Source organism: Novosphingobium sp. BAM6, assembly GCF_057784955.1.
Map to the genome: position 1 here is coordinate 328,849 of NZ_JBYNTR010000002.1, position 25,920 is coordinate 354,768.

The following is a 25,920-nucleotide window of genomic DNA, read 5'->3' on the forward strand; positions in this document are numbered from 1 at the left end:
GCTCGGTTTCCCTGCCTCAGCGCGGCGCTGCGGTCTGTTCGACCAGCCGGGCGACGATATCCTCGACCTGACGCCCCTCGATCTCGGCAGCCGGGCTCAGCGTCAGACGATGGCGCAGCACGGCGCCCGCCAGCGCCTTCACATCGTCGGGCACCACGTAATCACGGCCATCGAGCGCGGCGCGGGCGCGCGCTGCTGCGGCCAGCAGCACGGCGGAGCGCGGGCTGGCGCCAACGACCAGATCCGCGCTCTCGCGGGTTGCGCGCACCAGCCGCACCACGTAATCGGTCACGCTGTCCGCCAGCGTCACCGACGAAACCGCGCGCGTGGCGGCATCGAGCAGCGCCGGAGTGACGACGCTCCGGATGCCGAGTTCGGCAGGCGTGGGCGCGCCGCGATTCTCGCTGTAGCGCGCGACGATCCGCGCTTCTTCCTCCAGCGAGGGGTAGGGCACGGCCAGCTTGAACAGGAAACGGTCCAGTTGGGCCTCGGGCAGCGGATAGACGCCCTGGCTCTCGATCGGGTTCTGCGTGGCGACGACGAGGAAGTGCTCGGGCAGCGCGTGGCGTTCGCCGTCCAGCGTGACGCGGCGCTCCTGCATGGCTTCGAGCAGCGCGGCCTGTGTCTTGGGCGGCGTGCGGTTGATCTCGTCGGCCAGCAGCAGGTCGCAGAAGATCGGCCCGCGCGTCAGCGTGAACTGGCTGGTCTGGAAGTTGAACAGGTTGGAGCCGAGAATATCGCCCGGCATCAGGTCCGGCGTGAACTGGATGCGCCCGAAATCGAGGCCCAGCGTGGCTGCGAAGCACTGCGACAGGAAGGTCTTGGCGGTGCCCGGTGGCCCTTCGAGCAGCACGTGCCCGCGTGCCATCAGCGCGATCAGCAGGTGTTCGACGACATCCGCCTGCCCGATCACGCCCTTGGCGATTTCGGAGCGGATCGCATCGGCAAGGCGCGCCACGTCCGGCAGCGAAAAAGCATCGGGCAGCGGGGAAGTGTCGGTCTCGGTCATCGCAGGATCGTCCTTTCGAGCGCGTGGATCGCGCGCGCGGCGCTGAGGATGGCATGATCGCCGCGCGCACCTTCAAGGTGGGCTACGGCGTCGGAAAAGGGCGTGTCGGAGGTCTGCCCGTCGTCTGCAGCGCCTTTCGCGACCAGCGCGGCATCGATCATCGCATCGGTCGTGGCGGGATCGGAGAGGCGCAGGCCAAGGTCGTTGGCAAGGCGGCGGCGCATCCGCTCGGCATAAGGCCTGCCCAGCAGGTGCAGGCGGCGCGAGCGGCGGATCATCCCTGCCGTATTCACCACCAGCGCCCGTTTGCCGAACGCGAGCGGGCGCGTGGCGGTCAGCGGCGGGCCGAAGCGCAACAGCGCGCGCCAGCCGATCAACCCGGCCGCCATCAGCAGGCAGAGCGTGGCGGCGAGGAACGGCGGCTCGAACGCCAGTGTCAGCAGGTTCTGCGTGCGCCCATAACCGTTGAGCGTCATGTCGAACGTGACTGTACCGCCCGGCGCTACCCCGCTGGCCTGCACCAGCGCTTCGGCCAGTTGGGCGTTCTGGACATGCGCAAAGCCGTAATTGTCGAGCAGGTCCGGCTCGAACACGAGCAAGACGGGTTGCAGGTCTTTCGCCTCGCCCGAATGCAGCACGCGGTCGAGCGCCATGGCTTCGAGGCCGGGCCAGGAGCCGCCATCGTCCATGAAACCTGCCAGCGTGTACCGATCACCGGCGCCGGCAACCAGCCGAACGAGGCCCGTGCCGGCGCCCGATTCCACGATACGAGGGGCGGCAAGCGGTGCGGAAAGGTTCTTCGCGCTCCAGCGTGCGCCGGGCCTTGCCGGGTTCAGTTCGACCCCGATCTGGTCGAGGAAGCCGTCCCACTGCGGCAGGCCGAAACCGCCCAGGCGGACCCAGCCGCGCTTGACGCGCCAGCCGCCCTGCATCTTGCGCGCCTCCATCGCCTGCCACTTGGGTGCAATGATCAGCGTGGGGCCGATATGACGGCGCTGCGCGACGATCTTGTCGATGTCCTTGCCCTTGGCATCGGCGGGCGGGGTCAGCACCAGCAGGCCGGGCTTTGCAAGGTTGCCCTTGTTCTGGCTGCGCACCACGGTGTAGCCGCGCGCTTCCAGATATTGCGCCATCGCCGCATAGCCGTTGAGCCCGCGCCCTTCGACGTGCGCCTGCCCATCGTTGGTCGAGCCCGAGCCAAGCCCTGTCCCGACCAGCCAGAGCAGCAGCACGAACAGCGCGGTGCCGAGCCCCAGCAGCAGAAATACCGCGCGGCGCGAGAAGGGATCGGCGCCCACCGGAACCGGCGCGGCGTGAAGCGCATCGCTTCTCATGATGCCCCCATCATGACGGCAATCCTACACGCGCGAAATCGGCATAGGCGGCGCGGGCCGCCTGCCAGTCATCATCGCTCAGATCGCGCAGGGCATAACGGCTGCGTTCCACCCGCCGCGCGATTTCGCCGAAAGCGCGGCGACCGCCCTCGGGCAGCATCGGCAGCGCGGCGATCTCGCGCGCGGTGCTGGCAGGGGCGATCCATTTGGGGCGACTGCGCGCGATCTGCTGGACGCTGCGGCGCAGGAGAAGATGCACGGCCTCGGCGAAGCGCCCCTCGGTGGCCAGTTTCTCGGCATCGGAGAGCAGCGCCTCGGCTTCCGCCTGATCCGGCGTCCAGACATCGGCCTCAGGTGCGGTTCCCTTGCGGCGGCGCTCGAAGATGCCCCTGGCGATCTGCCACAGGATGAAGGCGGCGAGCAGCGCGGCAAGCCCGATCAGCAGCCACTTGAACGCGGGCCAGGACATGCCGAGAAGCCGGGCAAGGGGAGCGAATATCGCTTCGATCAGCCGACCGATCGGCGCGAACAGGCTCTCCAGCTGCCGCATCAGCCACTCCAGCGTGTGGTGCTGGGTCTTCGCGATGGGCGGGAGCGGGGTGAATTGCAGGTCCGTGTTGTCGCGCACGGATTGCCATGCACGGGCGGCATCGCCTGCCGCCTGTTGTCCCGAAATCTGGCCCCCGCTTATCGTCACACAAGGGTGATTGCACGGCCCGCGACAGGGCGCAAGCCGCTGCGATCATGACAATTCCGTCACCCTCTCCGCTGGGAGATCATCGCCAGGAGAAGAGGCGGCGATCAGCCCCGGACGCGTGCCTGCGGGTACGTGCCCAGAATGCGCAGATCCTTGCAGTGGAACGCCAGTTCCTCCAGCGCCAGATCGACGGCAGCCTCGCCCGGCGCGCCGACGATATCGGCATAGAACCGCGTCGCAGAGAAGCTCGCGCCCTTCTGGTAGCTTTCCAGCTTTGTCATGTTGATGCCGTTGGTCGCCATGCCGCCCAGCGCCTTGTAAAGCGCGGCGGGCACGTTGCGCACCTCGAAGACCAGCGTGGTCATTGCGGGAACACCCACCAGTTCGGCGGCATCGAGCGGCTTGTTGGCCAGCGCGACGAAGCGCGTGGTGTTGTCCGCCGCGTCCTCGATCCCCTCGTCGAGGATCTTGAGGCCATAGAGTTCGGCGGCGATGCGCGGCGAGATCGCGCAGGCCTTGAGATCGCCCATCTCCTTGACGTAGGCGGCAGCGCCCGCGGTATCGGCATAGGCCATCGGCACGATCCCGCGATTGCGCAGATAGTGCCGCGTCTGGCCCAGCGCCTGCGGGTGGCTGTAGGCCGCCGAGAACGGCCCGTCCGACAGCGCCATCAGCGCATAGGAGATCGGCAGGAAGTATTCGCCGGTAATATAGAGCCCGCTTTCGGGCAGCAGGAAGTGGATATCGGCCACCCGCCCGTGCTGCGAATTCTCGATCGGGATCAGCGCGCGCGCGGCACGGCCTTCCTTCACGGCATCCAGCGCATCCTCGAAGCTGAAGCACGGCAGCGGGAGGCACTGCGGATCGTATTCGAGCGCAGCGCGATGGCCGTTGCAACCGGGCGCGCCCTGCAGCGCCATGGCGCGGGCGGGATCGGTAGCGGCGGCGGCTTCCATGTCGGCGACGAGCGCCAGAGCGGGCTGAGGATAGGAATGCATGACGAATGCGCGCTTAATGCCCCGCCGTTCCCGGCGCAATCTCTCTTGCACGCCTGACCGCCCCCCCCTACACCCTTGCCAACGGAGAGGAATAACTGAACAGGCGGGGTTCTGATGGACGACCGTTTCAACACCATTGCGGGATGGACGCTGCTCGCCGGAATCGTCGGGCTGGGTCTCAACGCCGTGAGCGATCGCTATTTCCATGCCGACAAGCCCGAACGGCCCAAAGTGATGGGCTATGCGATCGCGGGCGTCGTCGAGGAAGGCGAAGGCGCGGCGGAAGTACCGCTGGCAACGCTGCTCGCCGCTGCTGATCCCGCCAAGGGGCAGGCGACCTTTGCCAAATGCGCCTCGTGCCACACGATCACGCCCGGCGGCGGCAACAGCATCGGCCCCAACCTGCACGGCGTGGTGGGCGAGGCGATCGGTCAGGGCGTGGGCGGCTTTGCCTTTTCCGATGCGATCAAGAAGGTCGGCGGCACCTGGACGTTCGACAAGCTCAACGACTGGCTGAAAAGCCCCAAGGCCTTCGCGCCCGGCACCAAGATGACCTTCGCAGGGCTTTCCAGCGCTGAAGATCGCGCGAACGTGATCGTCTACCTCAATTCACAAGGCTCCAATCTGCCGCTCCCGCCGCCGCCCAAGGAAGGCGCGAAAGCGGATGCAGGAGCCGTCGGGGCTACGAGCGATGCGCCTTCGGACGGAGCCAGCGATGCAGCGGAGGCCAAGCCGGAGGCGAGCAGGCCGTGATGCGGCGGCGTTTCAGGGGATAGGTTGGCTGTTTCTCGCATCGCGCCTCATGCGGGGTCGTATCAGCACTGGCTGGACGAGGCGCAGTGCGCGATAAACCAGGATGGCTCCGGCCGAAACGGCGGTCGAAGTTGCCACCACATCCAGCATTTCCCAGCCGACCAACAAGTACCAACTGGCACAGACGATCAGCGGTCCGGCAATAGCGAAGACTAGAACATGAGCGTCCAGCCATCGCCCTGCCCGCCAGATAACCAACAGCAATACGCTCAGCCACGGCAGGGACAGCATCGTGCCGATCAAAAAGGCAGCGCCCGCTGCGAGCAGGTCTACACCATGCGCACCGATCATCCCGACGGCCAGCAATCCGAGACCATGCGCAAGCAATGACTGCTTCAGCAGCCTGTATCGGGACGGGGGGTATTGCGCCATCGCCCAATACTGAGGCTTTCCGGTTTTTCTGACAACTCGAATAGCGTGGGGCCCGACAAAGGCCCGGATTCCCACAAACAGCCCTCAGATCCCTGTGACAAAACGCTCCAGCAGGGCCCGGCCTTGCGGCCAGTCACCCAGCGCGCTGTCGGCGTTGATGTGGCCGAGCGTACCCGCATCGACGAACTCGGCACCCCAGTGCCCCGCCCGCTCGTGGGCATGGTCGAGCGAGGCGTAAGGATCGTCACGGCTGGCGAGCAGCATTGCCGGGAATCCCAACGGCAGGTCGGGCGCGCCCTTGAACTCGGCAGCCTCTGCCGGAAAGCGCGGTCCCGTTGTATCCGGCGGCGCGACCAGAAACGCGCCCGCCACCGGCGCGTGCGGGCGCTGGCTCCAGTGTGCGACGAGCGGACAGGCAAGGCTGTGCGCAATCAGCAGGCAGGGCCGCTCGAACCCGGCAACCGCCTCGTCGAGTGCGACAATCCATTCCTCCAGCTTCGGCGCATCCCAACTGGGCGGCGCAAAGCGACGGATCGCCGGGTCCAGCTTCTGCCAGTGCGATTGCCAGTGGGCCGGACCGGACCCGCCATAGCCGGGCAACACCAGCAGCGGCAGATCGGGAAAGTCCGGCAGCAGACTCACGCCGCGCGGCCCTTGAAGCCCTTCGCGATCACGTACCATTCCGAGGAGTCCTTGCGGCTCGCAGGCGGCTTGGCGTGCTTCACGCTGGCGAAGTTGCGCTTCAGGATGTTCAGCAGTTCGGTATCGGTGCCACCGGCAAAGACCTTGGCAACGAACGTGCCGCCGGGTGCCAGGTACTGGATCGCGAAATCCGCCGCCGTCTCGACCAGCCCCATCGTGCGCAAGTGGTCGGTCTGCTTGTGGCCCACCGTGTTCGCTGCCATGTCCGACAGCACAAGGTCGGGCGGGCCATCCAGCGCGCCTTCGAGGGCTGCGGGGGCCTCGTCCGCCATGAAGTCCATCTCGAAGATGGTGACGCCCTCGATCGGGTCGGTCGGCAGCAGATCGATGCCCACGACTTTCGCCTTGGGGCTCTTCATGCGCACGACCTGACTCCAGCCCCCCGGCGCGATGCCGAGATCGACCACGCGTTCGCAGCCTTTCAGCAGGCCGAACTTCTCGTCCAGTTCGACCAGCTTGTAGGCCGCGCGGCTGCGATAGCCGTCGGCCTTGGCCTGCTTGACGTAGGGGTCGTTCAGCTGGCGGGTGAGCCAGCGGGCCGAACTGGTGGTGCGCTTCTTGGCCGTGCGCAACCGCTCCTTGGGATCGCGGCCGGACCGGGTCATGACTTGCTCATCGGGGCCGATGCCTCCTGTGAAATGTTCGGGGCGCCTGCCGAAAGGGAAGCGCCGTAGTCGGTGCCGGGACCATGCGCGGCCATCAGACTGCGCAGGATGCCCTCGCGAATGCCGCGATCCGCCACGCCCAGCCTTGCGGCGGGCCAGAGGTCGAGGATGGTATCAAGGATCGCGCAGCCCGCCACCACCAGATCGGCGCGCTCGCGACCGATGCAGTTCAACTCGCGCCGCTCCTCGATGGGCATGGTCGACAGGCGCGAGCAGATCGCCCGCATCGATTCGGCCGGAACCACCAGCCCATCGACCATGCGGCGATCGTACTGCGCCAGTTCCAGATGCAGGCTGGCGAGCGTCGTCACCGTCCCACTGGTGCCGAGCAGGCGCAACGGCCCGTCTTCGGCAGCCCCTTCCCGGGCTGGCGCGATGCGGCGATTGAAGCCCGAGAAACTTTCGGTCACGATTTCACGCATGCGGGTATAGCGACGCAGGCGGTCTTCGGCGGTCTGCCCCTCGCCCTCGCAGCTTTCGGTCAGCGAGACGACGCCCCAGGGGACCGACTGCCAATCGAGGATGCGCGGCACGGTATCGGTGCTCTCGATCAGCACTAGCTCCGTCGAGCCGCCGCCGATATCGAAGATCATCGCGGGCCCCATGCCTTCTTCCAGCAGGACATGGCAGCCCAACACGGCAAGGCGTGCTTCCTCGCGTGCGCTGATGATGTCGAGATGGATGCCGGTCTCGGCGCGCACGCGCTCGATGAAGGCGCGCCCGTTGCTCGCACGGCGACACGCCTCGGTCGCGACCGAGCGGGCGAGATAGACGTTGCGCCGCATCAGCTTGTCGGCACAGACCTTGAGCGCGGCCAGCGTGCGATCCATCGCCGCTTCGGACAGTTCGCCGCTTTGGGCCAGCCCCTCGCCTAGTCTGACGACCCGGCTGAAAGCGTCGATCACCGTGAAGTTCTCGCCCGAAGGACGCGCGATCAGCAGGCGGCAGTTGTTGGTGCCAAGATCGATGGCGGCATAGGCCTGTCGCCCGCCGCCGCCCGGTACGCGCGGTGGAGGGGAGGCGGCAGGCACCAAAGCTTCTTGCCTGACGGCTTCCGACCTGCCGCCGCGACGTGAAGGAGAAGATCGGCCTTCGCCCGCTCGTCCGCGCTTTGTACGACCACCGGACTCGCCACCACTGGATTCACGCGCCCCGGATTCATGGGCGCCCTCCCGGCCTGCGTCACGCGGAGGCCGTCTGCGATTTCCTGCCTTGTCTTCGCGCGGCTCGGCGTTGGTCTTGCGGGATCGGCTAGCACGCGCGGTGTCTCCTTGCGGAGTTTCGCGGGCTTCCTGCGCTGAAATACCTTGCGGTTCCGCGTCGGAAACTGGCTTGCCTGGGCCTGCGGTGCGTGTTGCGCCCCTGCGGCCTCTACCCTTGCGCGCCCGGCGACGCTTGGAACTGCGTCCGGACACATCGACTTTCGCTGCCGGCGGATCGTGCTCCGCCATCGTATCAATCTCGTCTGTAATCGTGACCGCCTCGCGGGCGGATAATGTGAGACGATGCTAGACGGCTGCGGGACATCGCGCAAGTTCATCGCCAGAATATGAAAAAGACGGCTTGACCCGAATCGAGAGCCCGCCTAGAGGGCGGCCCTCCGATGCCCCGTCGTCTAATGGTAAGACTACGGATTCTGATTCCGTCTATCGAGGTTCGAATCCTCGCGGGGCATCCAGTTTTCCTGATATCGCTGATAAAAAGCTATGACGCCTCGCCTGAAGGTTGTTCGTCAGGCGTGGACATGCACGGTTCCGCACAAGGTTATCGCGTCGCGTTCGGGCCGGGGCCTGCGTTTGGCTCAGAACCACTTCAGCTTGCGCAGGATCGCCAGTTCCAGACCGAGCAGCGCCATGCACAGCCCGCAGATCACCCAGAACCCGTGATCGCCCTCGTGCGCCAGCGGGATGTCGCTGACGTTGATGCCGAGCAGGCCGGTGAGGAAGCTCAGTGGCAGGAAGATGCCCGCCATGATTGCCAGCAGATACTGCGTCTTTTGTGAGTTGGCGGCGGCGCGGGCGCGGATGTCGTCCTGCAGCACGACGGCGCTTTCCTTGCTGATGTCCAGATCGTCGAGATAGCGGCGCAGGCGGGCGATGGTCTCGGCGATCTCGCGCCGGTCATGCTGCTCGAACCACGCGGGCGCGCCGTTGGCGATCGCCTGAAGCGCCTCGTGCTGGGGCGACATGTGGCGCTTGAGCGCAAGGCAGTTGCGCCGGATGCTGGCGATCTTGTCGAGCAGCCCATCGGTATCCTGATCGACCGGGGTATCTTCCATCTCGTCGATCACCTCGTTCATGTCGATGATCGAGTGGCTCATGCGGTCCACCAGATGCTCGGTCAGCTGGGTGACGAGCGCGCCCGCATCGACCGCACCGCGTCCGGCATCGAGATCGTTGCAGGCCATGCGCGGGGTCTGAAGCGGCAGGCGGCGCAGCGTGACCACGCGCTTGCCATCGCTCCACAGCTGCATCGAGAGCATGTCCTCCGGCTCGGCGCCGGGGTTGAAGTTGATGCCCCGCAGCGTTGCCACCAGCGCATCGCCTTCGCGAAAGGCGCGCGGGCGCGTCGAATCGCTGGTGAGCAGTTCGGCGGTCGGCTCCGAAACGCCCAGCGTGTGCTCCAGCCAGTGGGCGACGCCGGGATGCGTGCGCAGCAGGTGAATCCACAAGGTCTCGCCCTCCACGCCGGGGCGCCAGTGCTGGACCTCTTCCCAGTTCAGTGGACGCGCGCCGCCTTCGCCATCGAGCACGCGCCCGAACAGCAGGGGCAGGGCGCCATGGTCGTCGTCAGCAAGAGTCATGTCGAACATGCGCCCGCCATGCCGCAAATTGCGCGCCTCCTCAATCAATCGTGCTTCAAACCGTCACGCCAAGCGCCTATAGGGGGCGCATGTCATCCGTACGTCCCTGGCGCGATATCGAGCGCCGCAAGAGCCGCCAGATCATGGTCGGCAGCGTTCCCGTCGGCGGGGATGCCCCGATCACGGTCCAGACCATGACCAACACGCCCACCACCGATGCGGTGGCGACGATCGACCAGATCCGCCGCTGCGAGGATGCGGGCGCGGACCTGATCCGCGTCTCATGCCCGGACGTGGAGAGCACCACTGCCTTTCGCCAGATCGTCAAGGCGGCGCGGGTGCCGCTGATCGCGGACATCCATTTCCACTACAAGCGCGCGCTCGAAGCGGCGGACGCGGGCGCGGCGTGCCTGCGCATCAATCCCGGCAACATCGGCTCGGCCGAGCGCGTGGCCGAAGTGGTGCGCGCGGCCAAGGCCAACGGCTGTGCGATCCGCATCGGCGTGAACGCGGGCAGCCTTGAGCGCGACCTGCTCGAAAAGTATGGCGAGCCCTGCCCCGAGGCGCTGGTCGAATCGGCGCTCGATCATATCAAACTGTTGCAGGATCACGATTTCCACGAGTTCAAGGTGGCGGTGAAGGCCTCCGACGTGTTTCTCGCGGTCGCGGCCTATCAGGGTCTGGCGGACGCGGTGGACTGCCCGCTGCATCTGGGCATCACCGAAGCGGGGGGACTGATCGGCGGCACCGTGAAGTCCTCGATCGGCATGGGCATGCTGCTGTGGTCTGGCATCGGCGACACCTTGCGCGTCTCGCTTTCGGCAGAGCCGGAAGAGGAAGTGCGCGTCGGCTTCGAGATGCTCAAGACGCTGGGCCTGCGCACGCGCGGCGTTCGCGTCGTCTCGTGCCCCAGCTGCGCGCGGCAGGGCTTCGACGTGATCCGCACGGTGGAAGCGCTCGAATCGCGGCTCCAGCACATCAAGACGCCGATCTCGCTCTCGGTGCTCGGCTGCGTGGTCAACGGCCCCGGCGAGGCGCGCGAGACCGACATCGGGCTCACCGGCGGCGGCAACGGCAAGCACATGGTGTACCTGTCGGGCGTGACCGACCACACCGTGAACGACGAAGCCATGCTGGAGCACATCGTCTCGCTGGTGGAGACCAAGGCCGCCGAGATGGAAGCCGCTGAAGAAGCCGCCGCGCTGGCGAGCGCACAGGCGGCGGAGTAGGGGGCATCGCAGGGTGTGGCGGTGATCCCGACCTGTCGGGAATACTGCCGCCGCCCCGGACAGGCTGATATTGCACAAGCCGCTTGGCGGCGTCATGCTGTCGCCAAGGAGACGGTGATGCGGCGTGCGGGATGGGTTCTGGGCAGTGTGCTGGTCGCCAGCGTTTGCATGGCGTCCGTTGCGGCTTCAGAGCCGTTTCCGCTCAATATCAAGCTCGATGATCCGGCACGCGCCACCTTGAATGCCGCGCAGATTGAAAGCCATATATCGGGAAAGCGGCTGCTGCTCGATGAGTCGGCTATCGCGCCCGATGTCCAGCTGAATCCCACGTATGTAGGCGGGTGCGCGCCCGAAGAGCGCTTTTATCCCGACGGCAGCTGGGAGGAAGGGATCTGTGCGCGAGCCTACCGGGTATATCATGGGCACTGGCGCATTCAGGGTAATGGTTCTTCGGCGCAATTGTGCACCACGCCGGAGGGGCACGAGGAATATTGCCGTCTCGTCTGGCTTCGCGCCGAACCGGATCGCCTGATCCTGAGTGTTCAGCCAGAACGTAGTAGAGGCGGTGATGCCTACAACCTGTATCGAACCGCGCCGCTAACTTCGGCGAAAACCGCCAGATAGCCTCCTTCCTCGGTTTACCGCCGCTTAAACCCTCGCGCGTAGCCTTGCGGGCATGCGTATTGCCCCCATCCTCGTACTGGTCGCCAGTCTTGGCGTGATCGTCTGGCTGGCGCCCGGGCTCAAGGGCGGCGCGAGCGCGCCTGAGGCCTTGCCGAGCGCTTCCTCAACATCGGACCTCGCGACTACGCAGCCACCCGCTCAGGCGGCCTCCGGGTGGGGCGGCGAGGGCACCACGCTCACCCGTGCGCCCGATGGGCATTTCTACGCCGATGCGACGCTCAACGGGCAGCCGGTGCATATGCTGGTCGATACCGGCGCCAGCGTGGTGGCGCTGACCGGGGACGATGCGCGCGGGCTTGGACTGTCGTGGAGCGACAGCGATGTGCGGGCGATCGGCAAGGGTGCCAGCGGCACGGTCTATGGCGTGCCGGTCACGCTCGACCGGGTGGAATTGGGTGAAGTCTCGGCGCAGGGGATTGGAGCGGTGATCGTGCCCGAAGGCCTGCCGGTCTCGCTGCTTGGGCAGTCGGCGCTGGAGAAGCTGGGCAACGTGCATATTGACGGCGACCGCATGGAACTGGGCGGCAATTGACCGGCATTTCCGAAGCTTCCAGATACGAAAAAGCCCCGCCGGATCGCTCCGGCGGGGCTTTTTGTTGGTTTCCCGTCAGGGGAGACGATGCAGCTTACTCGGCTGCGTCGTCGTCGCCCTTCAGCAGGTAGTCACCGGCATCGGCGTCGGTGCCGTGGGTGGCGCCTTCGACCGAGGCGAGCGGGTCGTTGCCGAGAGCGGCTTCGGGGCCCTGCGCCAGTTCAGCGGCATGCTCTTCTTCCGCTGTGTTGGCGGCGATGAGTGCCTCCTGCATGCGGCGGGTAGCCGCGCGCAGTGCCGCGTCGCGGCTGGAGGCGGCCACGCGGACGCGGTTCATGCCCGCGCCGGTGCCGGCGGGGATGAGGCGACCGACGATGACGTTCTCCTTGAGACCGATCAGCGAGTCCTTCTTGCCTTCCACGGCCGCCTGCGTGAGCACGCGGGTGGTCTCCTGGAACGAGGCTGCCGAGATGAACGAGCGGGTCTGCAGCGAGGCCTTGGTGATGCCCAGCAGCACCGGCTTGCCTTCCGCGGGAACCTTGCCCTCGGGAAGCTTGCTGTTGATCTCGTTCATTTCCTCGTAGTCGACCTGCTCGCCCGGCAGCAGCGTGGTGTCGCCACCCGCCGTGATCTCGACCTTCTGCAGCATCTGACGAACGATCGTCTCGATGTGCTTGTCGTTGATCTTCACGCCCTGCAAGCGGTAGACTTCCTGGATTTCCGCGACGAGGTATTCCGCCAGGGCCTCGACGCCGAGGACCTCCAGAATGTCATGCGGATCGGGCGAACCCGAGATCAGGTTGTCACCCTTCTTGACGAAGTCGCCTTCCTGAACGTCGATCACGCGGCTCTTGGGGATCAGGTACTCGATCGGATCACCCTCTTCCGGAATGATCGCGATCTTGCGCTTGGCCTTGTAGTCGCGGACGAACTCGATGCGGCCCGAAACCTTGGCGATGATCGAGTTGTCCTTCGGCTTGCGGGCCTCGAACAGCTCGGCCACGCGCGGCAGACCACCGGTGATGTCGCGGGTCTTGGCAGCTTCGCGCGAAGCACGCGCGATGATGTCGCCCGCTTCGATCGTCTGGCCGTCCTCGACCGAGAGCGTGGTGCCCGGTGCCAGCATGTAGCGCGCCGATTCACCCGAAGCGTCGTCGAGAAGGGTGATGCGCGGACGCAGGTCTTCCTTCTTCTTCGAACGGTTCGAACGGTCCTCGGTGACGACACGGCTGGACATGCCGGTAGCATCATCGACATGCTCGGTCAGCGTGCGCTGGTCGATCAGGTCCTGATACTTCACGACACCGGCGGTTTCGGTGATGATCGGCAGGGTGAACGGATCCCACTCTGCCAGGCGTTCGCCTTCCTTCACCTTCGCGCCGTTGGTGTGGAGCAGCACCGTACCGTAAGGCACGCGGCTGATCGCACGCTCGCGACCCTCGACGTCGAACACCACGACTTCGCCGTTGCGGGCGAGCGACAGGCGACGACCGCGCTTGTCGACGATCGTCGGGATGTCGCGGTACTCGACCGTACCGTCGCACAGCGATTCGAGGTGCGAGGTTTCGTTGAGCTGCGCCGCACCACCGATGTGGAAGGTACGCATGGTCAGCTGGGTGCCCGGCTCACCGATCGACTGCGCGGCGATGACGCCGACAGCTTCACCGATGTTCACCGGCGTACCGCGGGCAAGGTCACGGCCGTAGCACTTGCCACAGACGCCCTGGGTCGCTTCGCAGACCAGCGGCGAGCGGATGCGGGCAGCCTGTGCGCCGGTCGCCTCGATCGCGGCCACGGCGGCCTCGTCGAGGAGCTGACCCTTGGCGGCGACGACGCTGCCGTCCTTGGCCAGCATGTCCTCGGCCAGGGTGCGGCCCAGAATACGCTCGCCCAGCGAGGCGATCACCGAACCGCCCTGCACGATCGAGCGCATTTCCAGCGCGCGTTCGGTGCCGCAGTCCTCGATCACGACGACGCAGTCCTGCGACACGTCGACCAGACGGCGGGTCAGGTAACCCGAGTTTGCCGTCTTGAGCGCGGTATCGGCCAGACCCTTACGGGCGCCGTGGGTCGAGTTGAAGTATTCAAGAACGGTCAGACCTTCCTTGAAGTTCGAGATGATCGGCGTCTCGATGATCTCGCCCGAAGGCTTGGCCATCAGGCCGCGCATACCGCCCAGCTGCTTCATCTGCGCCGGAGAACCACGCGCACCCGAGTGGCTCATCATGTAGATCGAGTTGATCTGCGCCATGCGGCCCGTTTCGGGGTCGATCGGCTGCGCCTTCAGCTCTTCCATCATGGCGTTCGCCACCTGGTCGCCGCAACGGCTCCAGGCGTCGATCACCTTGTTGTACTTTTCCTGCTGGGTGATCAGACCGTCCTGGTACTGCTGCTCGTAGTCAGCCACCAGCTCCTTGGTCTCGTTGACGAGAGCCACCTTGCTGTCCGGGATGATCATGTCGTCCTTGCCGAACGAGATGCCGGCACGGAACGCGTGGCGGAAGCCCAGCGACATGATGGCGTCCGCGAACAGCACCGTGTCCTTCTGGCCGGTGTGACGATAGACTTGGTCGATGACCTCGCCGATGTCCTTCTTCGTCAGCAGCTTGTTGACGACGTCGAAGGGCACGGTGTGTGACTTGGGCAGGCATTCGCCCAGCAGCATGCGACCCGGCGTGGTCTCGAAGCGCTTCATGTACTGCTCGCCGTTCTCGTCGGTCTGCGGCACGCGCGCCTCGATCTTCGAGTGCAGCGTCACGGCGCCGACGTGCAGCGCCTGATGGACTTCGGCCATGTCGGCGAACTTCATGCCGTCGCCCGGATCGCCGGTGCGGTCCATGGTCAGGTAGTAGAGACCCAGAACCATGTCCTGCGACGGCACGATGATCGGCTTGCCGTTCGCGGGCGAGAGGATGTTGTTGGTCGACATCATCAGCACGCGCGCTTCCAGCTGGGCTTCCAGCGAGAGCGGGACGTGGACGGCCATCTGGTCACCGTCGAAGTCGGCGTTGAAGGCCGAGCAGACGAGCGGGTGCAGCTGGATCGCCTTACCTTCGATCAGGACCGGCTCGAACGCCTGGATGCCCAGACGGTGAAGCGTGGGCGCGCGGTTCAGCATGACCGGGTGCTCGCGGATCACCTCGTCGAGGATGTCCCAGACTTCCTTGCGCTCCTTCTCGACCCACTTCTTGGCCTGCTTCAGGGTCATCGACAGACCCTTGGCGTCCAGACGGGCGTAGATGAACGGCTTGAACAGTTCGAGCGCCATCTTCTTGGGAAGACCGCACTGGTGCAGCTTCAGCTCAGGGCCGGTCACGATGACCGAACGGCCCGAATAGTCGACGCGCTTGCCCAGAAGGTTCTGGCGGAAGCGGCCCTGCTTGCCCTTGAGCATGTCGGACAGCGACTTGAGCGGACGCTTGTTGGCACCGGTGATCACGCGGCCACGGCGACCGTTGTCGAACAGCGCGTCGACCGCTTCCTGCAGCATGCGCTTTTCGTTGCGCACGATGATGTCGGGCGCGCGCAGCTCCATCAGGCGCTTGAGGCGGTTGTTGCGGTTGATGACGCGGCGGTACAGGTCGTTGAGGTCCGAGGTCGCGAAGCGGCCACCGTCCAGCGGCACCAGCGGGCGCAGCTCGGGCGGGATGACCGGCACGACTTCGAGGATCATCCATTCCGGACGGTTGCCCGAATCGATGAACGATTCGACGACCTTCAGGCGCTTGATGATCTTCTTCGGCTTCAGTTCCGACTTGGTGGTCTCAAGCTCCTGCAGGAGGTCAGCGCGCTCCTGCTCGAGGTCGAGGTTCATCAGCATGTGCTTGACGGCCTCGGCGCCGATCCCGGCGGAGAACGCGTCTTCACCGTACTCGTCCTGCGCGTCGAGAAGCTCGTCCTCGGTCAGCAGCTGGTACTTTTCGAGCGGGGTCAGGCCCGGCTCGGTGACGATGTACGATTCGAAGTACAGCACGCGCTCAAGCAGCTTGAGCTGCATGTCGAGCAGCAGGCCGATGCGCGAAGGCAGCGACTTGAGGAACCAGATGTGTGCAACCGGCGCGGCCAGTTCGATGTGGCCCATGCGCTCGCGGCGCACCTTGGTCACGGTCACTTCTACGCCGCACTTTTCGCAGACGACGCCCTTGTACTTCATGCGCTTGTACTTGCCGCACAGGCACTCGTAGTCCTTCACGGGGCCGAAGATGCGCGCGCAGAACAGGCCGTCACGCTCGGGCTTGAACGTGCGGTAGTTGATGGTTTCCGGCTTCTTGATCTCGCCGAAGGACCAGGAGCGGATACGCTCGGGGCTCGCCAGACCGATCTGGATCTGGTCGAAGGTTTCCGGCTTCGCCATCTGGTTGGTGAACTTGGTCAGGTCGTTCATAGTTCAGTCCCTCTGGGGGTGAATTCTTTCATGCGGCGTGAAGGAGCGCTGTCTTCGGGAGACAGCGCTCCGAAGTTCACTCCGCCGCCAGGGCGACGCCGTCGTCGTCCTCGTTGTCGTCGTGGCTGGTGAGCTCGACGTTGAGGCCCAGCGAGCGCATTTCCTTGACGAGAACGTTGAAGCTCTCGGGAATGCCGGCCTCGAAGGTGTCGTCGCCCTTGACGATCGCTTCGTAGACCTTGGTGCGGCCGACCACGTCGTCCGACTTCACCGTCAGCATTTCCTGCAGGGTATACGCCGCGCCGTAGGCCTGGAGTGCCCAGACCTCCATCTCACCGAAGCGCTGGCCACCGAACTGCGCCTTACCGCCCAGCGGCTGCTGGGTGACGAGCGAGTAGGGCCCGATCGAACGCGCGTGGATCTTGTCGTCGACAAGGTGGTGCAGCTTGAGCACGTACTTCATGCCCACCGTGACCTTGCGGTCGAAGCAGTCACCGGTGCGTCCGTCGTACAGGTTCACCTGGCCCGACTCGTCGAGACCGGCGAGCTTGAGCATGTCGGTCACGTCCTTCTCGATCGCGCCGTCGAACACCGGCGAGCCCATCGGCACGCCCTTGCGGACGGACTCGGCGAACTCGACGATCTGCTCGTCATCGCGCGAGGCGATGTCGGCAGCGTAGTTGTCGCCGTAGATCTCGGTGAGCATCTCGCGCACCGCTTCCGGCGGCTGGCCGGCAACGGGGTTCGGGTTGGCTGCACGCCAGGCGTCCAGCGCGTCACCGATGCGCTTGCCAAGGCCGCGGGCGGCCCAGCCAAGGTGCGTCTCGAAGATCTGACCCACGTTCATGCGCGAAGGCACACCCAGCGGGTTCATCACGAAGTCGACAGGCGTACCGTCTTCCAGGAAGGGCATGTCCTCCAGCGGCAGGATGCGGCTGATGATACCCTTGTTGCCGTGACGGCCGGCCATCTTGTCGCCCGGCTGCAGCTTGCGCTTCACCGCGACGAAGACCTTGACCATCTTGAGCACACCCGGAGCCAGCTCATCGCCGCGCTCCAGCTTCTCCTTGCGATCCTCGAACTTCTCCTGGATCGCCTTGACGGTCGCGTCGTACTGGGTCTTCACCGCTTCGAGCTGCGACTGCATGTGGTCGTCGGCAACGCCGAACTTCCACCACTCGTGACGCTCGGCCTCGGCGAGCACCTCGTCGGTGATCTCCACGCCCTTCTTGACGCCCTTGGGCGCCGCCGTGGCGGTCTGGCCCAGCAGCATGTCGCGCAGGCGGTTGTAGGTGGCGCGGTTGAGGATCGCACGCTCGTCCTCGCGGTCCTTGGCGAGGCGTTCGATTTCCTCGTTCTGGATCGCACGGGTACGGTCGTCGACCTCGATACCGTGACGGTTGAACACGCGCACGTCGACGATCGTGCCCGAAACGCCCGGCGGCAGACGCAGCGAGGTGTCACGCACGTCCGAGGCCTTTTCACCGAAGATGGCGCGCAGGAGCTTTTCTTCCGGCGTCATCGGGCTTTCGCCCTTCGGGGTGATCTTGCCGACCAGGATGTCGCCCGGATGCACTTCGGCACCAACGTAGACGATGCCCGCTTCGTCGAGGTTGCGCAGGGCTTCCTCGCCGACGTTCGGGATGTCGCGGGTGATGTCCTCGGGCCCCAGCTTGGTGTCGCGGGCCATGACCTCGAACTCGTCGATGTGGATCGACGTGAACACGTCGTCCTTTACGATGCGCTCGGAGATCAAGATCGAGTCTTCGTAGTTGTAGCCGTTCCAGGGCATGAACGCGACGAGCACGTTGCGGCCCAGCGCCAGCTCGCCGAACTCGGTCGACGGGCCATCGGCGATGATGGTGCCGGCCTGAACCATCTCGCCCACCTTCACCAGCGGACGCTGGTTGATGCAGGTCGACTGGTTCGAACGCTCGAACTTCTGCAGACGGTAGATGTCGACGCCCGACTTGCCGGCCTCGATGTCACCGCTGACGCGGATGACGATACGGGTGGCGTCGACCTGATCGACCACGCCCGCGCGGGAAGCCGCGATCGCAGCGCCCGAATCGCGCGCCACGGTCTCTTCCATGCCGGTGCCGACGTAAGGCGCATCGGCCTTGACGAGCGGCACGGCCTGACGCTGCATGTTCGAGCCCATGAGCGCGCGGTTGGCGTCGTCGTTTTCCAGGAACGGAATGAGCGAGGCGGCGACCGAGACGAGCTGCTTGGGCGAAACGTCCATCAGCGTGACCTGATCGCGCGGGCTCATCACGAATTCGCCGTTCTGGCGAGCCGAGACGAGTTCCTCGACGAACGAGCCGTCAGCGCTGAGTTCGGCCGAAGCCTGCGCGACGGTGTGCTTCTGCTCTTCCATCGCCGAGAGGTAGACGACATCGCCGCTGACCTTGCCGTCCAGCACCTTGCGGTACGGCGTCTCGATGAAGCCGTACTTGTTGACGCGCGCGAAGGTCGAGAGCGAGTTGATCAGACCGATGTTCGGGCCTTCCGGCGTTTCAATCGGGCAGATACGACCGTAGTGGGTCGGGTGAACGTCGCGGACTTCGAAGCCGGCGCGCTCACGGGTGAGACCACCCGGCCCGAGCGCCGAAACGCGGCGCTTGTGGGTGACTTCCGAGAGCGGGTTGGTCTGGTCCATGAACTGCGAGAGCTGGCTGGAACCGAAGAACTCGCGCACGGCGGCCACGGCGGGCTTGGCGTTGATGAGGTCGTTCGGCATGACCGTCGACACGTCCACCGACGACATGCGCTCCTTCACGGCGCGCTCCATGCGCAGCAGGCCGACGCGGTACTGGTTTTCCAGCAGCTCGCCCACCGAACGCACGCGGCGGTTGCCGAGGTTGTCGATGTCGTCGATCTCGCCCTTGCCGTCCTTCAGGCCGACAAGCTCCTTCACCACGGCCAGGATGTCCTCGACGCGCAGCGTGGTCACGGTGTCCTCGGCATCGAGGCCGAGGCGCATGTTCATCTTGACGCGGCCCACGGCCGAGAGGTCGTAGCGGTCGGCGTCGAAGAACAGGCCGCCGAACAGCGCCTCTGCGGTTTCCTTCGTCGGCGGCTCGCCCGGACGCATGACCTTGTAGATCGCTTCCAGACCCATGTCACGATTCTCGGCCTTGTCGGCCTTCATCGTGTTGCGGATCCAGGGACCGGTATTGACGTCGTCGATGTCGAGCAGGGCGATCTGGTCGATGCCCGCCTGATCCAGCGCTTCGAGGTTCTCGGGCGACACTTCGTCACCGGCCTCGATGTAGATGCGGCCGGTCGACTCGTTGATGAGGTCGACAGCCGAGTAGCGACCGAAGATTTCCTCGGTCGGGATCAGCAGCTCTTCGAGGCCGTCCTTCTGCGCCTTGTTGGCAGCGCGCGGGGAGATCTTGGTGCCGGCGGCGAACACGACTTCGCCCGACTTCGCATCGACGATGTCGAAGGTCGGCTTCGCACCGCGCCAGGCTTCGGGCGAGTAGGGCAGGCGCCAGCCGCCTTCACCGCGCTTCCAGGTGACGGTCTGGTAGAAGTGATCGAGGATCGCTTCGGAATCGAGGCCCAGCGAGTAGAGCAGCGAGGTGACCGGCAGCTTGCGCTTGCGGTCGATACGCACGTTCACGATGTCCTTGGCGTCGAACTCGAAGTCCAGCCACGAACCGCGGTACGGGATCACGCGGGCCGCGAAGAGGTACTTGCCCGAAGCGTGGGTCTTGCCGCGATCGTGGTCGAACAGGACGCCCGGCGAGCGGTGCATCTGCGAGACGATCACGCGCTCGGTGCCGTTGATGAAGAAGGTGCCGTTCTCCGTCATCAGGGGCATGTCGCCCATGTAGACGTCCTGCTCCTTGATATCGAGGACCGAGCGGGTTTCCGTCTCGGCATCGACTTCAAACACGATCAGGCGCAGCGTGACCTTCATCGGTGCTGCATAGGTAATGCCGCGCTGGCGGCACTCGGTCACGTCGAACTTGGGCTCTTCCAGCTCGTAGTGGACGAAGTCCAGCTCGCTGGTGCCGGCGAAGTCGCGGATCGGGAAGACCGAGCGCAGCGTCTTTTCGAGACCCGAGACGTAGCCCGTCTCAGGGTTCGAGCGCAGGAACTGCTCGTAGCTTTCGCGCTGAACCTCGATGAGGTTGGGCATCTGCACGACTTCGTGGATGTCCCCGAAGATCTTGCGGATGCGCTTCTTGGCGGAACGCACCGCAGTATCGATAGGCTTGGTGGCCATGAGAAGGTCTTGCCTCTTCGCTTTTGAGACGCGCGACAGGCTGATTCGCCGGGCACGCGCCATCGTGAATTTCGTCTTGCGAGGACGTCGCTCCACCCGAAGAATGGAACGTCACCGAAACGCCTAAAGGCCGCACGGCACGGCGGTTTTCACGGGTTTCCCCGTGCCGCGGCCTGCAGCCTTTCGCGTCAGATGAATGCCGTGAGATCGCTTCCTTTCGGAGCAGGTCCCCGCGCATGGACCTGCCTTGCTCGAAGCGTCGGGCTCCCGCGATATAGGAAAAGGCGCGGGATCTGTCAAAGGGGTGGCCTGCGGATTTCTGCGGTGCGGGACTCGTTTCGGTGGAGCGTACTTATCGAATTTCGATATTATCGATTGACGATATGGCGACTCGATATTATTGAAATTCGATATGAGCCATATCGGAGAACGGAACATGCGTGTTCGTATCCCTGCTTCTGACATCACGACGCTGCCCCTCTGGGCGGCGGTGCTGCTGCTGGCCGCCGCGCTCGGCGGAACGTTCGTTTCGGCCCACGCTTTCGGGCGCGGGTCGGTCGCGTTGCCCGGCATCGCGGTTCCGCTCTACTGATCCGTGCGAAGGAATTTGACGATGAGAGCCATTCCCCGCGACCCGCTGCTCGCCATTGCGCGAGGGCTGTTGTGGTTCCTGATGGGTGTGTTCGCGCTGGCGGGCGCGGCCTGTCTGATCGCGGTGCCGCCGGTCCTGATCTTTCGCGGTGACATCGCGGCCGGTCTTGCCGTCGATGCGCCGGACGTATCGTCGGGGAACCTGATGATCGCCCTCGTCGGCCTGCTGCTTGTCACCGCGCTGATGATGGGGCTGCTGCTGCGGATGCTCTACCATCTCAAGCGGATCGTCGACACGGTGGGCGAGGGCGATCCCTTTGTGCCTGAGAACGCAAAGCGGCTGACCGGAATGGCCTGGCTTTCGCTCGACGTGCAGCTGCTCGGTATCCCGCTGGCGGGGCTGGGGCAGTGGCTTGCGCATATGGCCAGGGCCAGCGGGGCGATGCATCTAGATTTCAGCGACGGCAATGTGTCGGGTAACGGCCTGCTGCTGATGCTGGTGCTGTTCATCCTCGCGCGGGTGTTCCGCAAGGGCGCGGAAATGCGTGCCGAACTGGCGGAGACGGTGTGATGGCGAACACGGTCTGGAAGCTCCTCACAACCGATCGCCCGTCGAAGGAGAATGCCCGCCGCATCTTCGAGGATCCGCTGCTGGCGGCCGCGACGATCGTGCTGGTCGTGGCATTGGTCGGGGTCACGGTATCGCAGGTGGTGGCGGTCTTGGGGCTGATCTCCACTCTGGTCGCCGGCCACCCCTTCGGGCACGGGTTGCTGGACCCGGTATGGGCTCCTGTCGGCTCGCTGTTGCTGGCGATCGGCGCGCTGTCGGTGATCGGGAGGGCCATCGGCAAGGTGCTGGCGATCATTGCCACCGTGGCGGAAAAGCGCCCGTTCGAGCCCGCCAATGCAGGCCGTATCGAAGGTCTGGCGATGTGCGTGATCGAGCTGGCCGCAATCCAGTTCTTCGCAGGCCTGGTCGGCCTGCCGATCGGCGGGACGGTGGCGGGCTTTGCCGTGTCGGTGGACTTCGGCGGCGGCAACACGCTGGCCTTCGCGCTGGTGCTGTTCGTCCTCGCCCGTGTCTTTCGCCATGGTCATGCGCTGGAGCAGGACGTAGAGGGCACCGTCTGATGCCCCCGCTCACCGACCCTTCCGATGCCGCCCCCTCCGATGCTGCCGCCACCGACGCCACCCGCATCGTCGTTCGCCTCGACGACCTGCTCTATGAGCGGCGAATGACGCTGACCCAGCTGGCCGAGCGGATCGGGATCACGCTGGCGAATCTCTCGATCCTCAAGACCGGCAAGGCCAAAGCGATCCGCTTCTCGACGCTGGAGGCGATCTGTCGCGAACTGGAATGTCAGCCGGGCGATCTGCTAGGCTATGCGCCGGAAGGCGGGGATGGCGAGGGTCGGCCCGGCTGACCTCGGTGTCGGTTTAAGTTGACTCTGCCCCCGCTTTGCGCGAAAGGCGCCGCCGAACCGCATGGGTTTCGACTCATGGTTCATCCGTCCGAGACAGTTGGTGCTCCCGTTTGGGGGCTTAATTTCCAGCCTAGGCGGGGAACAGGATAAATTCCGGCCCTTCGCTCCTTTAAAAGAGTGTGGTGCCCGCTTCGTGATCCAGTCCTCAGGGACAGGCACAGGCACTCCTTCCCCTTCGAAACGGACTCGCCCGGCAGGCCTTGCGCCCGCCGGACAATACGTAGCCGGCTGTCGGGGGCTCGCCCCTTGCAGCCATTGTGAAGGAGTAAGGCATGGATCGTTCGCAGAAAGCCGATTCGGTCGCCCAGCTCAACGCGGCGTTCAACGAAGTTGGTGTGGCAGTCGTCACGCGCAACCTCGGCATGTCGGTGGCGCAGTCCACCGATCTGCGCAACCGGATCCGCGCAGCTGGCGCAACCTATAAGGTCGCGAAGAACAGTCTTGCCAAGATCGCCATCGACGGCACCGACTATGTCGGTCTCGGCGACTTCCTGACCGGCCCGACGGCCATCGCCACTTCGGTGGACCCCGTCGCAGCCGCCAAGGCAGTGGTCGACTTCGCCAAGACGACCGACAAGATCGAGATCGTCGGCGGATCGATGGGGTCGCAGGTTCTGAACGCGGACGGCGTCAAGGCTCTCGCCTCGATGCCCTCGCTCGACGAACTGCGCGCCAAGCTCATCGGCCTCGTCCAGGCTCCCGCGACGAAGATCGCCCAGCTCTCGACCGCTCCGGCGGCCAAGCTGGCCCGCGTCTTCGCAGCGTACGCCGAAAAGGATGCTGCCTGAGTTTCGCCTCGGCAATTCGAATCGAAGAAACGATTTATCCCGGCTGCGGCATGAGGCCCTGCCGGGACCACAGATCAGGAGTGTATTATCATGGCTGACATCGCCAAGCTTGTTGAAGAACTGTCGCAGCTGACCGTCCTCGAGGCCGCTGACCTCGCCAAGGCCCTCGAAGAAGCATGGGGCGTTTCGGCTGCCGCTGCTGTTGCCGTTGCCGCTCCGGCTGCCGGTGGCGACGCTGGCGCCGCTGCTGAAGAGAAGACCGAGTTCGACGTGATCCTCACCGGCGACGGTGGCAAGAAGATCAACGTCATCAAGGAAGTCCGCGCCATCACCGGTCTGGGCCTGGCTGAAGCCAAGGCTCTCGTCGAAGGCGCTCCGAAGGCCCTCAAGGAAGGCGCTTCGAAGGCTGAAGCCGAAGAGATCAAGAAGAAGATCGAAGAAGCCGGCGGCACCGTCGAGCTCAAGTAATCTTCTTTCCGGGGTTTCCCGGACAGGATTTCAGGGAAAGGGCGGTGCCGCAAGGCGCCGCCCTTTTTCTTTGGGCGCGACAGATTGGAATGAAGGGCCTCACTCGACCGGGCGATACGCACCTGTCTCGAAATCGCGCATGAAGTCGCTGCCCACCGGCGCATCGATCAGAGGCAGCCAACTGTCGTCACGATTGAGCACAAGCGCCAGCGCAACATAGGAAAACTTGCGCGCTTCCATTCCCGCATCGTCAAGCGAGCCCTGCCGTCCGCGAAGGCGCCAGCCGCTGTCGGGGTAGGCATCGCCTTCTTGCGCCATGTCTGGTTCCTCGCGATAGAGGTATTCGACAGGTTCATCGCCATCGGTGACGCAATCATCGACAAGGCAGCGTGCCCAGTATTCGCGAACGGCCGAAGCGGGCGGAGCATTTTCCGGCGTTTGCCAACTGACATCGATGATGTGATCGAGCCGCACGACGATAGTGTCGCCGCACGTCACCGGCGCCTTGGGTTCGCTGGGCTCGTTGTCGAGTACGCCGACGATCCCTTCCTGCGTGCGCTCCGTCACGCGGACCCACATCCGTTCGACCCAGTATTTCTCGACATCTTCAACCTGGTACTGGAAGATCGCCTTGACCCAGTCGCCCGGCGCGATGGCAGCGAGCCATGCGGAGGAGGGAAGGAAGAAGGTATAAGGTATAAGGAGCCTGCGCCGCGATCGGGCGCGGGTCTTCGATGTAATAGGCGATGTTTTCGGTCATGGAAGGCAGGCTAGCAGCCATTCCGGGCGGATGCGATGGGGCGTTGTACTCTGTCATCCGGGGTTCAGGTTGCGACAGGCAGCTTTCCTGTCATCGCAACAGAATCTTGAAGGAGTGACATCCCCATGCGTCTGCCTGCCATGCGCCTGCCTCAGCGCAAATATCTGATCGGTGCTGCCGTGCTGGCACTGCTCGCGGCCGGAGCCGCCGAGGCGGCGACTGCCAAGCTCCACACCATGAACGTCAAGACGCCCGACGGGTCGGTGGTCGAGGTCCACTATGCCGGAGACGTGGCGCCCCAGGTGCAGTTCGTCCCGGCCACGCAGATGGACCCGGCGGCTTACGAGCAAGCGGCGATGGACGATCCCTTCGCGCAAATGGACCGCGTCTCGGCGATGATGGACGCCCAGATGCACATGATGATGCAGCGCGCAGCAGTCATGCAGCAGCAGGCCACGCAGATGCAGCAGCACATGGTGGCAGCCTCGGCGAACGGGCAGGACGGTGCTCCGGGCTTCACCGTTGTCGGCGACATGCCCAAGGGCAGTCACTTCAGCTACGTGTCGAGCACGACCGATGCCAACGGCTGCACGCGCACGGTCTCCTATAGCTCCGATGGCCGAAATGCGGATGGCCGGCAGCAGGGGCAGGACGGCAAGCCGCAACTGACGAAGGTGTCGTCCGATTCCTGCGAGGCGGCAGGTTCGGGCGCCGCGGCGAGGGCTGTTCCCGTGAAGGCCGAAGCGCCCGTCCAGCAGGATGCGCCGACGCCCGGCCAGAAGGTCTGAGGGCTACAGGTCTGAACCCGTCCCGCAAGGGTCGCGCCTGGAAGGGCGGTCTGCGTGTCAGACCGCCCTTTCGTCTATTTACTTCAGCGTCTTGAGATACGCGATCACGGCCTTGCGACGTGCCGGGTCGGAGACCGAGATCACCATCTTGGTGCCCGGAACCATCTGCATCGGTCCTTGCAGCCAGGTGTCGAGCGACTTCTCGTCCCAGACGATGCCCGAGTTCGCCAAGGCCGCGCTGAAGCTGTAGCCCGGCACCGCGCCCGCCTTGCTGCCGTAGATCCCGGCAAGCGACGGTCCGACGCTGTTCACCCCTGCCTGCACTGAATGGCAGGACTGGCACACGGCAAACCCGGCAGGCGCACCGGCTGCGGCGACGGACGCGGGAGCGGTACCCTGTGCCGCATCGTCCTCGGCATCCTGCGAAGAGGAGGCGCTTGTGCCGCCGCAACCTGCCAGCAGGGCAAGGGCGGCCAGCGGGGCCAGCGCAGGGCGCAAGAGCTTGAGAGTCATGGCAAAGTGTCCCGTTGGCGGGCACTGGGCATGCCCCGGCGGGGGACTAGCGCAGCGAGGCGGCGATGA

25 protein-coding genes and 1 tRNA gene are annotated in these 25,920 nt (G+C 65.1%); 12 read left to right on the forward strand and 14 right to left on the reverse strand.

The genetic code is table 11. The annotated features are described in order from the left end of the window. Window positions 1-16 precede the first annotated feature (16 nt). From AC3EC3_RS10190 to AC3EC3_RS10205, 4 genes are all read right to left on the reverse strand, one after another. Entirely contained in the window at window positions 17-1,009 is a 993-nt protein-coding gene (locus AC3EC3_RS10190) for an AAA family ATPase (RefSeq protein WP_488489505.1), read from the reverse strand. Then, window positions 1,006-2,343 (reverse strand): DUF4350 domain-containing protein, encoded by a 1,338-nt coding sequence (locus AC3EC3_RS10195; protein WP_488489506.1) that lies wholly within the window; start codon window positions 2,341-2,343, stop codon window positions 1,006-1,008. Before AC3EC3_RS10195 ends, AC3EC3_RS10190 begins: the two co-directional genes overlap by 4 nt. Before the next feature lie 10 nt (window positions 2,344-2,353). Next, on the reverse strand, window positions 2,354-3,040 hold the full coding sequence (locus AC3EC3_RS10200) for a hypothetical protein (RefSeq protein WP_488489507.1): 687 nt from the start codon (window positions 3,038-3,040) through the stop codon (window positions 2,354-2,356). A 104-nt stretch (window positions 3,041-3,144) separates the two neighbouring features. Next, window positions 3,145-4,038 carry a prephenate dehydratase gene (locus AC3EC3_RS10205; RefSeq protein ID WP_488489508.1) on the reverse strand — a complete coding sequence of 298 codons (894 nt, stop codon included), beginning with the start codon at window positions 4,036-4,038 and terminating at the stop codon, window positions 3,145-3,147. 114 nt (window positions 4,039-4,152) lie between these two features. Between AC3EC3_RS10205 and AC3EC3_RS10210 the strand changes: the two genes are divergently transcribed. Beyond that, window positions 4,153-4,791: a c-type cytochrome gene (locus tag AC3EC3_RS10210; RefSeq protein WP_488489509.1), complete on the forward strand. Its 639-nt coding sequence runs from the start codon at window positions 4,153-4,155 to the stop codon at window positions 4,789-4,791. 12 nt (window positions 4,792-4,803) lie between these two features. Here the strand turns inward: AC3EC3_RS10210 and AC3EC3_RS10215 are convergent, their stop codons facing one another. The 4 genes from AC3EC3_RS10215 to AC3EC3_RS10230 all read right to left on the reverse strand — a co-directional run bounded on the left by AC3EC3_RS10215 (window position 4,804) and on the right by AC3EC3_RS10230 (window position 7,621). Further along, the gene (locus AC3EC3_RS10215) at window positions 4,804-5,223 is read right to left on the reverse strand and encodes a hypothetical protein (protein ID WP_488489510.1); all 420 of its coding nucleotides are present in this window, start codon (window positions 5,221-5,223) and stop codon (window positions 4,804-4,806) included. Between the two features lie 84 nt (window positions 5,224-5,307). Then, window positions 5,308-5,904, reverse strand: coding sequence for an RBBP9/YdeN family alpha/beta hydrolase (locus tag AC3EC3_RS10220; RefSeq protein WP_488489511.1), 597 nt, complete (start codon window positions 5,902-5,904; stop codon window positions 5,308-5,310). Next, window positions 5,862-6,530 carry an RlmE family RNA methyltransferase gene (locus AC3EC3_RS10225; RefSeq protein WP_488489512.1) on the reverse strand — a complete coding sequence of 223 codons (669 nt, stop codon included), beginning with the start codon at window positions 6,528-6,530 and terminating at the stop codon, window positions 5,862-5,864. Before AC3EC3_RS10225 ends, AC3EC3_RS10220 begins: the two co-directional genes overlap by 43 nt. Further along, the gene (locus AC3EC3_RS10230) at window positions 6,527-7,621 is read right to left on the reverse strand and encodes a Ppx/GppA phosphatase family protein (RefSeq protein ID WP_488489513.1); all 1,095 of its coding nucleotides are present in this window, start codon (window positions 7,619-7,621) and stop codon (window positions 6,527-6,529) included. The genes AC3EC3_RS10225 and AC3EC3_RS10230 overlap by 4 nt, the downstream gene beginning before the upstream one ends. Window positions 7,622-8,194: 573 nt before the next feature. Here AC3EC3_RS10230 and AC3EC3_RS10235 point away from each other — a divergent pair. Then, window positions 8,195-8,268, forward strand: a tRNA-Gln gene (locus tag AC3EC3_RS10235). 123 nt (window positions 8,269-8,391) lie between these two features. On the opposite strand, the gene AC3EC3_RS10240 is transcribed toward AC3EC3_RS10235, so the two are convergent. Next, window positions 8,392-9,393, reverse strand: coding sequence for a zinc transporter ZntB (locus AC3EC3_RS10240; RefSeq protein ID WP_488489514.1), 1,002 nt, complete (start codon window positions 9,391-9,393; stop codon window positions 8,392-8,394). A gap of 89 nt (window positions 9,394-9,482) precedes the next feature. On the opposite strand from AC3EC3_RS10240, the gene ispG reads away from it, so the two are divergent. From ispG to AC3EC3_RS10255, 3 genes are all read left to right on the forward strand, one after another. Beyond that, window positions 9,483-10,622: a flavodoxin-dependent (E)-4-hydroxy-3-methylbut-2-enyl-diphosphate synthase gene (gene ispG, locus AC3EC3_RS10245; protein ID WP_488489515.1), complete on the forward strand. Its 1,140-nt coding sequence runs from the start codon at window positions 9,483-9,485 to the stop codon at window positions 10,620-10,622. Between the two features lie 117 nt (window positions 10,623-10,739). Further along, entirely contained in the window at window positions 10,740-11,246 is a 507-nt protein-coding gene (locus tag AC3EC3_RS10250; RefSeq protein ID WP_488489516.1) for a hypothetical protein, read from the forward strand. Window positions 11,247-11,298: 52 nt separating this feature from the next. Then, a complete protein-coding gene (locus tag AC3EC3_RS10255; protein WP_488489517.1) occupies window positions 11,299-11,838 on the forward strand; it encodes a retropepsin-like aspartic protease family protein in 540 nt (179 codons plus the stop codon). A 94-nt stretch (window positions 11,839-11,932) separates the two neighbouring features. On the opposite strand, the gene rpoC is transcribed toward AC3EC3_RS10255, so the two are convergent. Continuing rightward, window positions 11,933-16,222, reverse strand: coding sequence for a DNA-directed RNA polymerase subunit beta' (gene rpoC, locus AC3EC3_RS10260; protein ID WP_488489518.1), 4,290 nt, complete (start codon window positions 16,220-16,222; stop codon window positions 11,933-11,935). A gap of 76 nt (window positions 16,223-16,298) precedes the next feature. Then, on the reverse strand, window positions 16,299-20,459 hold the full coding sequence (gene rpoB, locus AC3EC3_RS10265) for a DNA-directed RNA polymerase subunit beta (RefSeq protein ID WP_488489519.1): 4,161 nt from the start codon (window positions 20,457-20,459) through the stop codon (window positions 16,299-16,301). Between the two features lie 436 nt (window positions 20,460-20,895). On the opposite strand from rpoB, the gene AC3EC3_RS10270 reads away from it, so the two are divergent. The 6 genes from AC3EC3_RS10270 to rplL all read left to right on the forward strand — a co-directional run bounded on the left by AC3EC3_RS10270 (window position 20,896) and on the right by rplL (window position 23,790). Continuing rightward, the gene (locus AC3EC3_RS10270) at window positions 20,896-21,051 is read left to right on the forward strand and encodes a hypothetical protein (RefSeq protein WP_488489520.1); all 156 of its coding nucleotides are present in this window, start codon (window positions 20,896-20,898) and stop codon (window positions 21,049-21,051) included. A gap of 21 nt (window positions 21,052-21,072) precedes the next feature. Then, a complete protein-coding gene (locus tag AC3EC3_RS10275; protein ID WP_488489521.1) occupies window positions 21,073-21,621 on the forward strand; it encodes a DUF2975 domain-containing protein in 549 nt (182 codons plus the stop codon). Further along, window positions 21,621-22,181 (forward strand): DUF2975 domain-containing protein, encoded by a 561-nt coding sequence (locus AC3EC3_RS10280; RefSeq protein ID WP_488489522.1) that lies wholly within the window; start codon window positions 21,621-21,623, stop codon window positions 22,179-22,181. The genes AC3EC3_RS10275 and AC3EC3_RS10280 overlap by 1 nt, the downstream gene beginning before the upstream one ends. Beyond that, on the forward strand, window positions 22,181-22,474 hold the full coding sequence (locus AC3EC3_RS10285) for a helix-turn-helix domain-containing protein (protein ID WP_488489523.1): 294 nt from the start codon (window positions 22,181-22,183) through the stop codon (window positions 22,472-22,474). The genes AC3EC3_RS10280 and AC3EC3_RS10285 overlap by 1 nt, the downstream gene beginning before the upstream one ends. A gap of 332 nt (window positions 22,475-22,806) precedes the next feature. Further along, window positions 22,807-23,322 carry a 50S ribosomal protein L10 gene (gene rplJ, locus AC3EC3_RS10290; RefSeq protein WP_488489524.1) on the forward strand — a complete coding sequence of 172 codons (516 nt, stop codon included), beginning with the start codon at window positions 22,807-22,809 and terminating at the stop codon, window positions 23,320-23,322. 90 nt (window positions 23,323-23,412) lie between these two features. Beyond that, window positions 23,413-23,790 (forward strand): 50S ribosomal protein L7/L12, encoded by a 378-nt coding sequence (gene rplL, locus AC3EC3_RS10295; RefSeq protein WP_260925550.1) that lies wholly within the window; start codon window positions 23,413-23,415, stop codon window positions 23,788-23,790. Between the two features lie 99 nt (window positions 23,791-23,889). Here the strand turns inward: rplL and AC3EC3_RS10300 are convergent, their stop codons facing one another. Together AC3EC3_RS10300 and AC3EC3_RS10305 are read right to left on the reverse strand one after the other, a co-directional pair. After that, window positions 23,890-24,369, reverse strand: coding sequence for an immunity protein Imm33 domain-containing protein (locus tag AC3EC3_RS10300; RefSeq protein WP_488489525.1), 480 nt, complete (start codon window positions 24,367-24,369; stop codon window positions 23,890-23,892). A gap of 28 nt (window positions 24,370-24,397) precedes the next feature. After that, window positions 24,398-24,550: a hypothetical protein gene (locus AC3EC3_RS10305; RefSeq protein ID WP_488489526.1), complete on the reverse strand. Its 153-nt coding sequence runs from the start codon at window positions 24,548-24,550 to the stop codon at window positions 24,398-24,400. Window positions 24,551-24,675: 125 nt separating this feature from the next. Here AC3EC3_RS10305 and AC3EC3_RS10310 point away from each other — a divergent pair, with 125 nt between their 5' ends. Beyond that, complete coding sequence (locus AC3EC3_RS10310) at window positions 24,676-25,338, forward strand: hypothetical protein (RefSeq protein WP_488489527.1); 663 nt, start codon at window positions 24,676-24,678, stop codon at window positions 25,336-25,338. A 78-nt stretch (window positions 25,339-25,416) separates the two neighbouring features. Here the strand turns inward: AC3EC3_RS10310 and AC3EC3_RS10315 are convergent, their stop codons facing one another. After that, a complete protein-coding gene (locus AC3EC3_RS10315; RefSeq protein WP_488489528.1) occupies window positions 25,417-25,851 on the reverse strand; it encodes a c-type cytochrome in 435 nt (144 codons plus the stop codon). Between the last annotated feature and the right edge of the window lie 69 nt (window positions 25,852-25,920).

Bases quoted from the DNA above. Each gene is read 5' to 3' on its own strand.
- AC3EC3_RS10190 (WP_488489505.1), bottom strand. From the start codon at position 1,009: ATGACCGAGACCGACACTTCCCCGCTGCCCGATGCTTTTTCGCTGCCG.
- AC3EC3_RS10315 (WP_488489528.1), bottom strand. From the start codon at position 25,851: ATGACTCTCAAGCTCTTGCGCCCTGCGCTGGCCCCGCTGGCCGCCCTT.
- AC3EC3_RS10300 (WP_488489525.1), bottom strand. From the start codon at position 24,369: ATGTGGGTCCGCGTGACGGAGCGCACGCAGGAAGGGATCGTCGGCGTA.
- rplJ (WP_488489524.1), top strand. From the start codon at position 22,807: ATGGATCGTTCGCAGAAAGCCGATTCGGTCGCCCAGCTCAACGCGGCG.
- ispG (WP_488489515.1), top strand. From the start codon at position 9,483: ATGTCATCCGTACGTCCCTGGCGCGATATCGAGCGCCGCAAGAGCCGC.
- AC3EC3_RS10250 (WP_488489516.1), top strand. From the start codon at position 10,740: ATGCGGCGTGCGGGATGGGTTCTGGGCAGTGTGCTGGTCGCCAGCGTT.
- AC3EC3_RS10225 (WP_488489512.1), bottom strand. From the start codon at position 6,530: ATGACCCGGTCCGGCCGCGATCCCAAGGAGCGGTTGCGCACGGCCAAG.
- rpoB (WP_488489519.1), bottom strand. From the start codon at position 20,459: ATGGCCACCAAGCCTATCGATACTGCGGTGCGTTCCGCCAAGAAGCGC.
- AC3EC3_RS10205 (WP_488489508.1), bottom strand. From the start codon at position 4,038: ATGCATTCCTATCCTCAGCCCGCTCTGGCGCTCGTCGCCGACATGGAA.
- AC3EC3_RS10240 (WP_488489514.1), bottom strand. From the start codon at position 9,393: ATGACTCTTGCTGACGACGACCATGGCGCCCTGCCCCTGCTGTTCGGG.
- AC3EC3_RS10280 (WP_488489522.1), top strand. From the start codon at position 21,621: ATGGCGAACACGGTCTGGAAGCTCCTCACAACCGATCGCCCGTCGAAG.
- rplL (WP_260925550.1), top strand. From the start codon at position 23,413: ATGGCTGACATCGCCAAGCTTGTTGAAGAACTGTCGCAGCTGACCGTC.
- AC3EC3_RS10195 (WP_488489506.1), bottom strand. From the start codon at position 2,343: ATGAGAAGCGATGCGCTTCACGCCGCGCCGGTTCCGGTGGGCGCCGAT.
- rpoC (WP_488489518.1), bottom strand. From the start codon at position 16,222: ATGAACGACCTGACCAAGTTCACCAACCAGATGGCGAAGCCGGAAACC.
- AC3EC3_RS10285 (WP_488489523.1), top strand. From the start codon at position 22,181: ATGCCCCCGCTCACCGACCCTTCCGATGCCGCCCCCTCCGATGCTGCC.
- AC3EC3_RS10220 (WP_488489511.1), bottom strand. From the start codon at position 5,904: ATGGTACGTGATCGCGAAGGGCTTCAAGGGCCGCGCGGCGTGAGTCTG.
- AC3EC3_RS10270 (WP_488489520.1), top strand. From the start codon at position 20,896: ATGCGTGTTCGTATCCCTGCTTCTGACATCACGACGCTGCCCCTCTGG.
- AC3EC3_RS10215 (WP_488489510.1), bottom strand. From the start codon at position 5,223: ATGGCGCAATACCCCCCGTCCCGATACAGGCTGCTGAAGCAGTCATTG.
- AC3EC3_RS10275 (WP_488489521.1), top strand. From the start codon at position 21,073: ATGAGAGCCATTCCCCGCGACCCGCTGCTCGCCATTGCGCGAGGGCTG.
- AC3EC3_RS10310 (WP_488489527.1), top strand. From the start codon at position 24,676: ATGCGTCTGCCTGCCATGCGCCTGCCTCAGCGCAAATATCTGATCGGT.
- AC3EC3_RS10210 (WP_488489509.1), top strand. From the start codon at position 4,153: ATGGACGACCGTTTCAACACCATTGCGGGATGGACGCTGCTCGCCGGA.
- AC3EC3_RS10255 (WP_488489517.1), top strand. From the start codon at position 11,299: ATGCGTATTGCCCCCATCCTCGTACTGGTCGCCAGTCTTGGCGTGATC.
- AC3EC3_RS10305 (WP_488489526.1), bottom strand. From the start codon at position 24,550: ATGACCGAAAACATCGCCTATTACATCGAAGACCCGCGCCCGATCGCG.